Source organism: Massilia sp. CT11-108 (assembly GCF_047302915.1).
Lineage (GTDB): Bacteria > Pseudomonadota > Gammaproteobacteria > Burkholderiales > Burkholderiaceae_D > Telluria > Telluria orientalis.
The window spans coordinates 23,816-38,040 of record NZ_JBKYMO010000013.1 but is presented as its reverse complement, the minus strand read 5'-3'; the positions used below and the strand labels follow the sequence as shown (position 1 = coordinate 38,040).

General features: G+C 64.6%; 10 protein-coding genes. 5 read left to right on the top strand and 5 right to left on the bottom strand.

All coding sequences use genetic code 11. From position 1 onward, the window contains the following. The 4 genes from cpaB to ACEN88_RS03005 all read right to left on the bottom strand — a co-directional run. Positions 1 to 741 (bottom strand): Flp pilus assembly protein CpaB (gene cpaB, locus ACEN88_RS03020; protein ID WP_413337335.1); only part of this gene is annotated, 741 nt, incomplete at its 3' end. Beyond that, complete coding sequence (locus ACEN88_RS03015) at positions 738 to 1,994, bottom strand: ATP-binding protein (RefSeq protein ID WP_413337334.1); 1,257 nt, start codon at positions 1,992 to 1,994, stop codon at positions 738 to 740. The genes ACEN88_RS03015 and cpaB, both read right to left, overlap by 4 nt. Positions 1,995 to 2,199: 205 nt before the next feature. Then, positions 2,200 to 2,724 (bottom strand): prepilin peptidase, encoded by a 525-nt coding sequence (locus ACEN88_RS03010; RefSeq protein ID WP_413337333.1) that lies wholly within the window; start codon positions 2,722 to 2,724, stop codon positions 2,200 to 2,202. Between the two features lie 62 nt (positions 2,725 to 2,786). Further along, positions 2,787 to 2,966, bottom strand: a complete 180-nt coding sequence (locus tag ACEN88_RS03005; protein ID WP_056134270.1) for a Flp family type IVb pilin — start codon at positions 2,964 to 2,966, stop codon at positions 2,787 to 2,789. 387 nt (positions 2,967 to 3,353) lie between these two features. Between ACEN88_RS03005 and ACEN88_RS03000 the strand changes: the two genes are divergently transcribed. Beyond that, positions 3,354 to 4,391, top strand: a complete 1,038-nt coding sequence (locus tag ACEN88_RS03000) for a GGDEF domain-containing protein (RefSeq protein WP_413337332.1) — start codon at positions 3,354 to 3,356, stop codon at positions 4,389 to 4,391. A gap of 3 nt (positions 4,392 to 4,394) precedes the next feature. On the opposite strand, the gene ACEN88_RS02995 is transcribed toward ACEN88_RS03000, so the two are convergent. Continuing rightward, the gene (locus ACEN88_RS02995; RefSeq protein ID WP_413337331.1) at positions 4,395 to 5,615 is read right to left on the bottom strand and encodes an HD-GYP domain-containing protein; all 1,221 of its coding nucleotides are present in this window, start codon (positions 5,613 to 5,615) and stop codon (positions 4,395 to 4,397) included. A 133-nt stretch (positions 5,616 to 5,748) separates the two neighbouring features. On the opposite strand from ACEN88_RS02995, the gene ACEN88_RS02990 reads away from it, so the two are divergent. The 4 genes from ACEN88_RS02990 to ACEN88_RS02975 all read left to right on the top strand — a co-directional run bounded on the left by ACEN88_RS02990 (position 5,749) and on the right by ACEN88_RS02975 (position 14,169). Further along, positions 5,749 to 6,678: a LysR substrate-binding domain-containing protein gene (locus tag ACEN88_RS02990; RefSeq protein ID WP_413337330.1), complete on the top strand. Its 930-nt coding sequence runs from the start codon at positions 5,749 to 5,751 to the stop codon at positions 6,676 to 6,678. 178 nt (positions 6,679 to 6,856) lie between these two features. Beyond that, complete coding sequence (locus ACEN88_RS02985) at positions 6,857 to 10,432, top strand: indolepyruvate ferredoxin oxidoreductase family protein (RefSeq protein WP_413337329.1); 3,576 nt, start codon at positions 6,857 to 6,859, stop codon at positions 10,430 to 10,432. Between the two features lie 85 nt (positions 10,433 to 10,517). Next, on the top strand, positions 10,518 to 13,805 hold the full coding sequence (icmF, locus tag ACEN88_RS02980; protein ID WP_413337328.1) for a fused isobutyryl-CoA mutase/GTPase IcmF: 3,288 nt from the start codon (positions 10,518 to 10,520) through the stop codon (positions 13,803 to 13,805). A 43-nt stretch (positions 13,806 to 13,848) separates the two neighbouring features. Continuing rightward, on the top strand, positions 13,849 to 14,169 hold the full coding sequence (locus ACEN88_RS02975; RefSeq protein ID WP_413337327.1) for a hypothetical protein: 321 nt from the start codon (positions 13,849 to 13,851) through the stop codon (positions 14,167 to 14,169). Positions 14,170 to 14,225: the final 56 nt, after the last annotated feature.

Sequence of the window (14,225 nt, the reverse complement as noted above, 5' to 3'; positions counted from 1 at the left end):
GGGCGCGGGCTTGCGCGGCGCGGGCGGCGGCGCCTCCGGCAGCAGGGTGAGCTTGGTCGCGCCTTCGGTACTGGCCGCCTGCGGATCGACCTGGTTACGCAGGGCCAGCGACAGCGTGCCCACGCTGCGTGCCAGGTCGAGCTTCTCCGCCTGCTCCGGCGTCACTTCCAGCGTGACCGCGTTGACGACCTTCGGCTTGGTCTCGTCGCGGTTGACTTCCTGGGCGACCGCCAGCACGAGGATCCGCTCCAGTACGATCTTCGAGATGTTCTGCTGGCGGGCATCGGTCCCGGGCGGCACGTCCTTCTGGGTGCTGACGATGATGTCGACGTAGTTGCCCGGCAGCGCGAAGCCGGCCACGCCGATCACGTCGTTCACGCGCACCGTGATCGCACGCTTGCCTTCCGTGATCAGTGCCGACAAGCCGCCGAGCGTGCCGGCCGGCGCCAGCTTGGTCTCGCTGACCGGCTCGCCCATCAGCAGGTTCGTCTTGAGAACGCGGCCGCCGAGTTTCTGCGGATCCGTGAAAGCACCTTTTGGCACGCTGTTGGCGGGCCAGTCGGCCAGCTTGAACATCTCGGGCGTCAGGCGCTGGCCGAGACTGATGTCGGCGGCGGCCACGACGATGCGGCCGCTGCCACTGCCCGGCTGCTTCAGCAGCCAGCGCGATGCGAACACGACGGCCGCGAATCCGAACAGGATCGCGACGGTCATGACGAGGATGGCACGCTTGTTCTTCATTTTTGATTCTCCGTCGGGCAAGCGATGAACATGCTGCGCCAGGCTTGCTCGACCGCCGCGATCGTGAGGCGCGCTTCGGTCCCGGCAAAGCCGGCGAAATCGGCGACCCGGTCGAGCAGTTCGCCCGGGTAGCAGGCCAGCAGCGCGCGCCCGGATTGCGGGTGCAGCCGCTCGATCAGGTGGTCGACCGCGGTGTCTTCGACATCGATGCGGCGCAGCCGGCACTGGCGGCACAACAGGGCGCGGTAGGCATTCGCCGACCAGGCGCCGATGTCGGCCTTGTAGCCGATACGGCGCAGCGCGGCGTCATCGAAAACGCTGGTCGGGGCCAGGTTGGTTGCGAACACCACGGCGGCATCGAACGGCACCAGTTCCGCCTGGCCGCCCTGCAGCGACAATTGGTCGGTCCCCGCATCCAGCGGACCGATGAAGCGGTTCAGCAGCTCGGCCGCGGCGATGCGCTGGCGGCCCACGTCGTCGAGTACCAGCATCCCGTTGTTCGCCTGAAGGTGCGGCGGCGCGTGGTACACGCCCTGCTCCGCGTCATAGCGCAGGTCGAGCATGTCGCGCCCCAGTTCGGCGCCGACGTGGACGAGCGGACGCTGGCACACGGTCCAGCGCGCATCGCAACTGCGCCGTTCTTCCTGCTGGCGCGCGACCGGCGGCGGCGCCACGTGGACGGCGGGATCGTACAGGCGGATCACCTGGCGTCCGGCCATCAGCGCATACGGCACCGCGATGGGGCCCGGCAGAAGGCGCCCGAGCTTGCGCGCCAGCGTCGTCTTGCCGCCACCGGACGGTCCGTACAGCAGCAGCGAACGGCGCGCGTACAGCGCCGCACCCAGCACGTCGCGCGCGGTCTGCGACAGGCCCTCGTCGCCCAGCGCACCCGCCAGTTGCGCGGGTGTGATGCGCTCCGCATCCGCATGGCGCAACGCCTGGCGTTCGACCACGGCGCGATACGACGCGAGCGTGACAGGCGCCGGGCCGACATAGCCGCAGCGCGCCATGGCGTCGGCGGCGCCGCGCTGGCCATATGCGGTCAGCTGGTATTGCATGTCGATGTCCGACTCGCCGCACCAGGCCACTTCCACCTGCTGTTCCGCGATCAGTGGATTGAGGACCTCGCGCAGCACGCTGATCGACAGCCGCAGCTTGCCGGCCAGATGGGTCAACGGGGTCTTGCCGCCGGCCTGGATTGCCTTGAGCACCAGGTCCGTCACGAAGCGCGGTTCGAGTCCGGTATCACGCACGGTCTTTGCCTGGCGCGGCAGGACTGGCGCGATCTCCGGACCGCCCGCAGGCGCAGGGTGCGCGGCACGGAATCCCGCCGCGGTATTGTCTGTCGATAGCGTTTCAAACATCGGAACCCCCTTGCCTTGCTTGTTTTCCGAAACAGGTCAGAATGATTCTAACGACCGGTCTTTTGGCCACCCTTGAGCTTTGCCAAGAGCGGGCTCATCCATATTGAGTGACCAGAACGACGATCGTACCGGCCGCGATGGCCAGCCCGTAGGGCATCGAACCGGCACTTTGCGGGAGCGTCATGTCGGCTAATTTCGAGCCCGGTACGATGAGTCCGGACAGCAGGTGGCCGATGTTGACAAGGGCCAGTCGCAGGCGACTGCGCAGCAGTATCAGCAAGAGCGCCATCACCCCCCCGGCACACCATGTGAAAACGGCGATCTGGAATGCTTCGGCCGGACCGGTGAAGAAGCCGATCACGGCCATCATCTTGACGTCGCCGGCCGCCATTCCCCGCACCAGGTAGAACGGCAGGAAGATGGCCAGGCCCAGCAGCATGCCGCCGACGGCGGACAGCAGGGCCGCGCCCGGTTCGGGGGACAGCAGGTGGAGGAACAGCGCACCGGTCATGCCGGCGGACAGAAGACGGTTCGGGATACGCCGCGTGGCCAGGTCGTTGACGGCGGCAATACTGACCATGAGCAGCAGCAGCGCATCGCGGTATTGGTCGATTTGCATGACGGCTCCCAAAAAAAAGCCCCCCGGGCTCGGGGACCCGGAGGGCTACCACGGCATGACGATTACGGGGTAACCAGCTTGCCTGCGACGTAGGTGAATACCCCTTCCACTTTCTCACCGACGGTTGTTGCCGCAGCGGCCATCGCCACGCCGATCAGGGCGGCGATCAAGCCATACTCGATGGCCGTTACACCGTTCTCGTCAGCAGCGAAGGTTTTGACTGCGGAGATGAAGTTGCTCATGACAAACTCCCATATGGTGGGTTAATAAGAACTGCTACTGGCCGGCGACGCTGGTCAAGTCACCACTTCCAGCTGACTTGCTACGTTCCGTGCCAGTGAGTTCACTATAAGTTTTGATGCCGTACGGCAAGTTGACCACCAACAACTTTGCTGCGCGGAACTATTTTTTGTTCATCAGAATCAAAATCCGCCTAGCCAGGGGAACACGTTGTAGTTTGGCTTTGAGAAAATTCACTCAGGCTAAAAAAATTGCATTTGCATAATTGCCTAGAATGCAAAAACGCTATATCCTGTTTCGCTTGCCCTTTGTGAAACGCCTGATACCTGCGAACGCGACGGCGGCTGTGCCCAGCCTGCAGGTCGGTTGATTACATTGCTGAGAACGACATGGATTCGCTTCTGAAACACATGGTGGACATGACCGGCCACCGCGATCACGCGATGCTCGATATTTCCGTGATCTCGGCAGTGCAGGAGCTTGCCGGTGCGGCACAAACGCGCATATTGGCCATCACGTCCGTGTCGGGACAGCAATACCTACGTGCGCGCGCGACCATCGTGCAGGGCGGTGCGGCGCGCCTGGAAGAATCGCAGGACGGCGTGCTGGGCGAACCGGTGGCCGCCCTCCCCGAACTTAAACGCTGCCTGGCCGAGCATCAAGCGAGCGCGGAAGCGATCACGGCCGACGGCATGCGCGTGCTGTGGCTGCCGATCTGGTTCGGCGACAAGGCCACGACGTGCCTGGAAATCCGCGACGACAAGGCGTTTTCGCGCGAGACCGTGTACGTGATCGGCGGCATCGTCGGCGTTTACCGGAATTTCCAGAACCTCCTCGACTACAGCGAGCGTGATTCGCTGACCGGCCTGCTCAACCGCAAAACGTTCGACGACCAGCTGGCGCGCATGCTGCAGAATGCCCACGAACGGGATCCGCGCCTGCCGGGCCAGCCGGAGCGGCGCCAGCACCATGCCCAGGAAAAGCAATGGCTGGCCGTCGTCGACGTCGACCATTTCAAGGCCGTCAACGACAAGTTCGGCCACCTGTACGGCGACGAAGTGCTGATCCTGATCGCAAACCTGCTGCAATCGTCGTTCCGCGCCCAGGACCGCGTGTTCCGCTTCGGCGGCGAAGAGTTCGTCGTGCTGCTGCGCTCGACCACGCTCGACAATGCCTGGAAGATCATCGAGCGCTTCCGCATCAACGTCGAGAGCCATGTCTTCCCGCAGGTGGGACGGGTGACGGTCAGCGTCGGCTTCGTCAGCATCAGCGCATACGATTCGCCTGTGGTCACGCTGGGCCACGCCGACCAGGCGCTGTACTACGCGAAAAGCAATGGGCGCAACCGCGCCTGCCATTACGACGACCTCGTCGCGCACGGCCTGCTGCAGACCGTCGCCTCCAACGACACCGCCGAATTCTTTTGAGGCTCAGGCCACCTGCAGGAAACGCAGCGGGTCGACCTGCCATTTGTCGGGCGATTCGTGGCGCACGATCTTGTCGGCGCCGCCGAAGCCCACGCCACGCGCCAGGTCCACCGTCTCCGGCTTGATATAAGTCTGGCTCTTCGTGCTGTAGAACACGTTGACCTTGGGCGTGAGCAGACTCGTTTCGTGCGGCTCGACGACCACGGCCAGCCGGCCAGATTCCAGCAGGACGAGCGTCCCGACCGGATAAATGCCGACGCAACGCATGAATTCCTGCGTCAGCGCGGGATTGAAGTGGAATTTGCTCCACTCGTACATCTTGCGCAGCGCCTCCGCCGCCGGGATGCCCTTGTGGTAGCAGCGGTCGGCCGTGATGGCATCGTAGACGTCGACGATCGCGGCCATCTGCGCGAGCTCGCTGATCTCCTGTTCGCCCTGGCGGTCCGGATAACCCGTGCCGTCGCGCCGCTCGTGGTGGTGCAAGGTGATGTCGAGAGGGATCGGACCGATCTCGGACGAACGGCGCAGGATGTCGTAGCCGTCCCTGGGGTGGCGGCGCACGATCTCGAATTCCTCGTCGGTCAGGCGGCCCGGCTTGTTCAGGATGGCGTCCGGCACCAGGGCCTTGCCCGTATCGTGCAGCAGGCCGCCGATACCGGCCTGGTACGTGGTCGCGGCATCCAGCTTGCGCGAACGACAGAAGGCGACCAACAGGGTGCAGACGCTGACCGAGTGCAGGAATGTGTAATCGTCCTTGGTCTTGATGGCGGACAGCCCCAGCAACGCGGATGAATTGCGCAGGATCGAGGCGGTGATGCTCTCGACCATCGGTGACACCTTGTCCATTTCCACCGCCTTGCCCAGGCGCGCATCCTGCATCACGGTCTTGACGAGGCCGGCGGCCTGGCGCCGGATCGCCAGGGCACGGTCGAATTCCTCGGCCAGCGTGGTGCGCAGCGGCGCCACCGGTTTGGCGGCGATCGCGGCAACCTCGGCCTCCGTTGCGGCTTCCGCTTCCGCCACCGTCGGCGCGTCGGCCACGTCCAGGCCGCGCGTGCAGTCGATCGTCACGGAGCGGATGCCGGACGTCACGATCTTGCGGACCTCATCCTCGGAGGTGAGGAGGAAGCGGTTGCGCACGAAAGGATGCTCCATCCAGCCGCAATCGAGGTCATGGATGAACATCCCTACGCGCAACCGGGAAGAAGCGACTTTCTTGAGCATGGGCTTCCAGAAGGTGTGTGTTAATCTCGCCGCGACCGACGTCGTTCAAGTATAACAACTTGATGAAAAGAAACTTTTTAATAATGAACTTTTGGTTGCGTTTTGTAGCCATAAAGAGACAGATATTTACAAGATGGAACTCCGTCAGCTGCGCTATTTCGTTGCCATCGTGGACCATGGGTCGCTGTCGCGGGCCGCACTGGTCCTGCACGTGGCGCAGCCGGCACTGACCCAGCAATTGCGCCAGCTGGAGGAGGAACTGGGCGTGCAACTGCTGCACCGTTCGGCACAAGGCGTACTCAACACCGACGCCGGCAAAGTGTTCTACGAACATGCACAAGCCATCCTCAAGCAGGTGGCGGATGCGCAGGCCGCCGTCGTGCAATCGGCCGAACGGCCATCGGGCAGCGTCACGCTCGGCCTGCCGCACAGTATTTCGGACGCCCTCGCACTGCCGCTGTTGACGGCCATCCGCCAGCGCTACCCGGAAATCACGCTGCAGCTGACCGAGGAAATCACCGGCAGCCTCGCCGAGCAGTTGCGTGCCGGCCGCATCAACCTGGCCGTGCTGTTCGACGATGGCCAGCTCGGCAGCTTCACCGCCATTCCGCTCGTCGAGGAAGAACTGCGCTTCATCTGCCGCGCCGACGCGGCCGCCGCGGCCGGCCATGACAGCCTGACCCTGCGCGATGCGTTGGACGCCACCCTGATCCTGCCGGGCCTGCAGCATGGCGTGCGGCCGCGCATCGAAAGCACGGCGCGCGCCGCGGGCCTGGCCACACATGGCGTCATCGAAATCAACTCGATCGCGATCCTGAAATCGGCCATCCTCGCCGGCATGGGCGCCACCATCCTGCCCGTCGCGCCGGTGCTGACGGAGGTCGAACGCGGGGCCATGCGCGCGCTGGCCATCCGCGATCCCGCCATCGCGCGCACCGTCGTCCTGTGCACCTCGCGCAATATCCCGCTCACGAATGCGGCGGCGGCCGTCAGCCGCCTCGTGGTCCAGGTGGCGCACGATCTGTGCGCCGAGGGCCGCTGGATCGGCGCACGGAAAGTGTAGTCCCGAGCCATCATTTTTTCTTATGGCTCCATCCCCATTCCGTATTTCCGTATACGTCAACTTGTCTCTACACTTGGTGTAACAGCCGCCAAAGCGGCACCCGGACCCATTCCGGCCAGCGCCTACCCGGCGCGCCTCCGGCACGGGTCCATCTGAAAACACAAAGTTTGGAGACACCATGCCTGACACCGTCCTGGGCCAGGGCGCATCCGCGTCCATCCCCGCCGCGCCCGCCGTTCCCGCCCCCCTCAAAGACGTTAGCCTCGACGACAAGTACACCGCCACCTCCGGCAAGATCTTCCTGTCCGGCATCCAGGCCCTCGTGCGCCTGCCGATGATCCAGAAACTGCGCGACGAGCAGGCCGGTCTGAACACCGCGGGCTTCGTCTCCGGCTACCGCGGCTCGCCGCTGGGCGGCCTGGACGAGAACCTGTGGAAGGCCAAGGGTCACCTGGAAGCGAAATCCATCCAGTTCGTGCCGGGCGTGAACGAGGACCTGGCCGCGACAGCCGTCTGGGGCACGCAGACCGTGGACCTGATCGGCCCGGCGAAGTACGACGGCGTGTTCGCGATGTGGTACGCGAAAGGTCCGGGCGTGGACCGCTGCGGCGACGTCTTCAAGCACATGAACCATGCCGGCACGGCGAAGAACGGCGGCGTGCTGCTCGTCGCGGGCGACGACCACGGCGCCTATTCGTCGACCCTGCCGCACCAGTCCGACCATATTTTCGCCGCCTGCATGATCCCCGTGCTGTATCCGTCCAACGTGCAGGAATACCTGGACCTGGGCGTGCACGGCTGGGCGATGTCGCGCTTTTCCGGCCTGGCCGTCGCGTTCAAGGCGCTGGCCGACACGGTGGAATCCAGCGCCTCGGTCGACGCCGATCCGTTCCGCGTCGACGTGAAAATCCCGCAGGACTTCGCGATGCCGGAAGGCGGCCTGAATACGAAGCTCTCGTCCATCCCGCTGGGCCAGCAGGCGCGCAATCAGGAAGCCCTGATGCAGGACTACAAGATCTATGCGGCGCTCGCCTATGCGCGTGAAAACAAGCTGAATCGCACGACGATCGACAGCCCGGATGCGAAGCTCGGCATCATCGCGTCGGGTAAATCGTACGTGGACGTACTGGAAGCGCTGGAAGAACTGGGCATCGACGAAGCGATGGCGGCACAAGTCGGCCTGCGCCTGTTCAAGGTGGCGATGATCTGGCCGCTGGAGCCGGAAGGCGTGCGCGAATTCGCGCAAGGCCTGGACGAGATCCTCGTCGTCGAAGAGAAGCGCCAGGTCGTCGAATACCAGCTCAAGGAACAGCTCTATAACTGGCGCGACGACGTGCGTCCGCGCGTGATCGGCAAGTTCGACGAAAAGGGAGAATGGGTCGCGCCGCGCGGCGAATGGCTGCTGCCGCCGAAGGCCGATTTCTCCGTCGCGCAGGTGGCGCGCGTGATCGCCGGTCGCATCACCCGCCTTGCCCTCGACGACCGCACGCGCGATTTGATCAAGGCCCGCCTCGCTTTCCTCGAAGCGAAGGACGCTGTCTTGAAAAAGGCCGTGACGACGCCGTTCCGCCCCGCTTTCTACTGCTCCGGCTGCCCGCACAACACGTCGACGAAGGTGCCGGCAGGGTCGTTCGCGCTGGCCGGCATCGGCTGCCACGTGATGGCCACGTCGATCTACCCGGAGATGAACAAGCTCACGACGCACATGGGCGGCGAAGGCGCGCCGTGGATCGGCCAGGCCGCGTTCTCCACGGTGCCGCACGTGTTCCAGAACCTGGGCGACGGCACCTATTTCCACTCGGGCTATCTCGCCGTGCGCGCCGCCATCGCGGCCAAGGTCAACATCACCTATAAAATCCTGTACAACGACGCAGTCGCGATGACGGGCGGCCAGCCGGTCGACGGCACCACGTCCGTGCCGTTGATCGCGCGCCAGATGGCGGCCGAAGGCGTCAAGCGCATCGCGCTCGTCACGGAAGACCTGTCGCGTTACGAAGACCGTTCCGCGCTGCCGGCGGAAGTGACGCTGTACGACCGCAGCAAGATGGACGACGTGCAGCGCGAGCTGCGCGAGATCCCCGGGGTGACGGTCCTGATCTACGACCAGACCTGCGCGGCCGAGAAACGGCGGCGCCGAAAAAAGGGCGAGTTCCCGGACGTGGCGAAACGCATGGTGATCAACGAGGCCGTGTGCGAAGGATGCGGCGATTGCGGCGTGCAGTCGAACTGCGTCTCGATCCTGCCGAAGGAAACGGAATTCGGCCGCAAGCGCGCCATCGACCAGTCGGCGTGCAACAAGGATTATTCGTGCGCCAAGGGCTTCTGCCCGAGCTTCGCCACCGTCGAAGGGGGCACGCTGAAGAAGAACAAGGCCGGCGTCAGCAGGAAGGATGGCGATGATGGCTGGGGTCCGCTGCCGACGCCCGCCCTCCCCTCGATCGCGGCGCCCTACAACATCCTGATCAACGGCATCGGCGGCACCGGCGTCATCACCGTCGGCGCGCTGATGGGCATGGCGGCCCACCTCGAAGGCAAGGGTGCGTCCGTCCTGGACATGACGGGCATGAGCCAGAAGAACGGCTCCGTCACGTCGCACGTGAAGATCGCCGAGACGCCGGAACGCCTGCGCGCCCAGCGCATCGCAACCGGCGAGGCCGACCTCGTGCTGGGTTGCGACATGCTGACGGCCGGCGCGGCCGACGCCATCTCGAAGATGCGCCCGGGCCGCACGATGGTCGTCGTCAACCTGCACGAGCAGCCGACCGGCACCTTCGCCCAGCAGAGAGATTGGGAATTCCCGGCCGACCAGGTCCGTGCGCTGATCGTGGAAGCGGTCGGCGGCGAGGCCGGCGCCGACTTCCTCGACGCGACGAAGCTGGCGACGGCGCTGATGGGCGATTCGATCGCCGCCAACCTGTTCATGCTGGGCTATGCGTGGCAGAAGGGCCTCGTGCCGCTGTCGGAAGCATCGCTGCTGCGTGCCATCGAACTGAATGGCGTCGCCATCGCATCGAACCAGCGCAGCTTCCTGTGGGGCCGCCGCGCCGCCGTCGACCTGCAACGCGTCGAACGCACTGCGATCCCGGCGCAGCCGGTGTTGCTGCAAATGCCGCAGAGCCTCGACAGCGTGATCAGGAAACGCGTCGAATTCCTGACCGCTTACCAGGACGCGGCCTATGCGGCGCAGTACGAAACGCTGGTCGCGCGCGTGCGCGAACGCGAGTCGGCGCTCAAGCTGGGCAACAAGCTCTCGATGGCCGTGGCGAAATCGTATGCCAAGCTGATGGCCTACAAGGACGAGTACGAAGTGGCGCGCCTGTACACGGACGGCCGTTTCGTGGAACAGCTGCAAAGCCAGTTCGACGGCAAGTTCAGCGTGAAATTCAACCTGGCCCCGCCGCTGTTCGCGAAGAAGGATGCCAAGGGCCACCTCGTGAAAGCCGAATTCGGGTCGTGGATGTGGGGTGCGTTCAAGCTGCTCGCGAAGCTGAAAGGGCTGCGCGGCACGGCGTTCGACGTGTTCGGCTACACGGCCGAGCGCAAGATGGAGCGCGCCCTCGTCACCGAATACCGTGACATGATCGAGGCGCAGCTGGCGTCGCTGGATGCCGCGAACCACGGCGTCGCCGTCGAGCTGGCGGCACTGCCGGAGCAGATCCGCGGTTTCGGCCACGTCAAGGAACAGGCCGTGGCCGAGTATCGCGTGCGCAAGCAGGCGCTCCTCTCTGGCAACATCAAGAAGCGTGCCGCATGATGCCGACAACCATTCTTGACGTTTACGTTAACGTCATATACCGTACAAAGAACCCCCAGTTCGCTTCCGTTTTCCAAGGAACACCATGAACGACATCACGCCTGCCGCCAAGCTCGACCTGCCGGAGCACGCCAAACTGTCCAACAAAGTCCGCTTCGTCACCGCCGCCTCGCTGTTCGACGGCCACGACGCCTCGATCAACATCATGCGCCGCATCCTGCAGACGAACGGCGCCGAAGTCGTGCACCTGGGCCATAACCGCTCGGTCGACGAAGTCGTCACGGCCGCGCTGGCCGAGGACGTGCAAGGCATCGCCATCTCCAGCTACCAGGGCGGCCACGTCGAATATTTTAAATACATGATCGACCTGCTGCGCCAGCGCGGCGGCGCCCACATCAAGGTGTTCGGCGGCGGCGGCGGCGTCATCGTCCCGCACGAGATCGAAGAACTGCATGCCTATGGCGTCACGCGCATCTTCTCGCCGGAAGACGGCCAGCGCATGGGCCTCGTCGGCATGATCCGCTCGATGCTGGAAGCGTGCGACGTCGACCTGTCGACCTATGCGCCGGCCACGCTCGAGCCGCTGCAGACGGGTCCGATCGAGCAGCGCCACCGCCCGCTCGCGCAACTGATCACGGCACTGGAAAACGGCAAGGCTGCTGCCTCCCTGCGCAAGCGCATCATGGACACGGCCGAAGGCCTGAAGGTCCCCGTGCTGGGCATCACCGGCACGGGCGGCGCCGGCAAATCGTCGCTGACGGATGAACTCATCCGCCGCATCCGCCTCGACCAGGGCGACCGCCTGAACATTGCCGTGATTTCCATCGACCCGTCGCGCCGCAAATCCGGCGGCGCCTTGCTCGGCGACCGCATCCGCATGAATGCGATCAACCCGTGGAACGGGCAGGCGCGCGTATTCATGCGCTCGCTGGCTACGCGCGAAGCGGGTTCGGAGATCTCGCAGGCGCTGCCCGACGTGATCGCCGCGTGCAAGACGGCGGGCTTCGATCTCGTCATCGTCGAGACGTCGGGCATCGGCCAGGGCGACGCCGCCATCGTGCCGCACGTGGACGTGTCGATGTACGTGATGACGCCGGAATTCGGCGCCGCGTCGCAGCTCGAGAAGATCGACATGCTGGACTTCGCCGACTTCATCGCCATCAACAAGTTCGACCGCAAGGGCGCCCAGGACGCGCTGCGCGACGTGGCCAAGCAGGTCCAGCGCAACAAGGAATTGTGGAGCAAGTCGCCGGACGAGATGCCCGTCTACGGCACGCAGGCGTCGCGCTTCAACGATGACGGTGTCACCGCGCTGTACCTCGGCCTGTTGCCGGCGCTGGCCGAATTCGGCCTCGAGACGGAAACGCCGAAGCTGCCGAAACCCGCGACCAGATACTCGAGCGGCAAGAACGTGATCGTGCCGCCCGCGCGCGCGCGCTACCTGGCCGAGATCGCGGACACCGTGCGCGGCTACCACCGCAACGTCGGCAAGCAGGTCAAGCTCGCGCGCGAGCGCCAGCAGCTGACGGAGACGAAACGCATGCTGGCCGCCGCCAACCGTGAGGTGGTCCTCGACGACCTGATCACGGAACGCGACAACGCGATGGAAGGCGAGGCGAAGAAGCTGCTCGCGTCCTGGCCGCAGCTGCAAGAGACTTATGCGGGCGACGAGCACGTCGTGAAAATCCGCGACAGGGAAATCCGCACGAACCTCACCTACACGACGCTGTCCGGCAACAAGGTGCGCAAGGTCGCCCTGCCCCGCTTCGAAGACCACGGCGAGATCCTGCGCTTCCTGATGCTGGAAAACGTGCCGGGCGCGTTCCCGTACACGGCCGGCGTGTTCCCCTTCAAACGCGAGGGCGAGGATCCGACGCGCATGTTCGCCGGCGAAGGCGACGCGTTCCGCACGAACCGGCGCTTCAAACTGGTCTCGCAGGGCATGGACGCGAAACGCCTGTCGACGGCGTTCGACTCCGTCACCCTGTACGGCGCCGACCCGGCGCTGCGGCCGGACATCTACGGCAAGGTCGGCAACTCCGGCGTGTCGATCGCGACGCTCGACGACATGAAGGTGCTGTACGACGGCTTCGACCTGTGCAGCCCTGCTACGTCCGTGTCGATGACGATCAACGGCCCGGCGCCGACCATCCTCGCGATGTTCATGAACACCGCGATCGACCAGCAGCTCGACAGGTTCGAGCGCGACAACGGTCGCAAGCCGAACGCCGACGAAACCGCGAAGATCCGTGCCTGGGTGCTGGCCAATGTGCGCGGCACCGTCCAGGCGGACATCCTGAAGGAAGACCAGGGCCAGAACACCTGCATCTTCTCGACGGAATTCTCGCTGAAGGTCATGGGCGACATCCAGGAATACTTCGTCCAGAACCAGGTGCGCAATTTCTACTCGGTGTCGATCTCGGGCTACCACATCGCGGAAGCGGGCGCGAACCCGATCTCGCAGCTGGCCTTCACCCTGTCGAACGGGTTTACCTTCGTCGAAGCCTACCTCGCGCGCGGCATGCACATCGACGACTTCGCGCCGAACCTGTCGTTCTTCTTTTCGAACGGCATGGACCCGGAATACACGGTGCTGGGCCGCGTGGCACGCCGCATCTGGGCCGTCGCGATGCGCGACAAGTACGGCGCGAACGACCGCTCGCAAAAGCTGAAGTACCACATCCAGACGTCGGGCCGCTCGCTGCACGCGCAGGAGATCGACTTCAACGACATCCGGACGACCTTGCAGGCGCTGATCGCGATCTACGACAACTGCAACTCGCTGCACACGAACGCGTACGACGAGGCGATCACGACGCCGACCGACGAATCCGTCCGCCGCGCGCTCGCGATCCAGCTGATCATCAACCGCGAATGGGGCCTGGCCAGGAACGAGAACCCGAACCAGGGCTCGTTCATCCTCGAGGAATTGACGGACCTCGTCGAGGAAGCCGTGCTGCAGGAATTCGAGCGCATTGCCGAGCGCGGTGGCGTGCTCGGGGCGATGGAGACGGGCTACCAGCGCGGCAAGATCCAGGAAGAGTCGATGCTGTACGAGCACCGCAAGCACGACGGCAGCCTTCCGATCATCGGCGTCAACACCTTCCGCAACCCGAAGGCGGCACAGGCCCCGGCGACGATCGAACTGGCCCGCTCCACGGACGACGAAAAGCAGTCGCAGCTCGCGCGCCTGGAAGACTTCCACCGCCGTCATGCGGACGAGGCACCGGCCGCGCTGGCCGCGCTGCAACAGGCCGCCATCGACAACGAGAACGTGTTTGCCCGCCTGATGGACGCCGTACGCGTCTGCTCATTGGGCCAGATCACGACGGCCTTGTTCGAGGTGGGCGGACAGTATCGCCGCAATATGTAGTCCTGCCCTAGAATGGCTCCGGGGACCATCACCGGAGCCATGTATGCCGATCCAGCCGCAACAACTCGCCGCCCTCATGCGCGAAGTCGAACAGGAAGACCCGATCGACTTCGCGGACCTGCCCTTTCCCGAGGACGACTTGCGTGAACTCGTCGCCAGCCACCTGTGCGAGATGGCCGCCTCGATGGAAAACTTCAGTACCGAAGACCGTTTGATGACCCTGCTGGCCGTGTCAGCCAAGCTCGTGCTCGAAAACCTTGTATTGCACGTGCAATTGTTACGTCGCCATGGCTTGCCCGTCGGCGACAACGTCGAAGCCCTGCTGAGCCGGCTGCGCAAAGGCGAAAACGGCCCAGGATCGTAATATAGTCGTCATATTGTCGAGATATGACGTCAAATGTGACCGACTTCCACCACTTT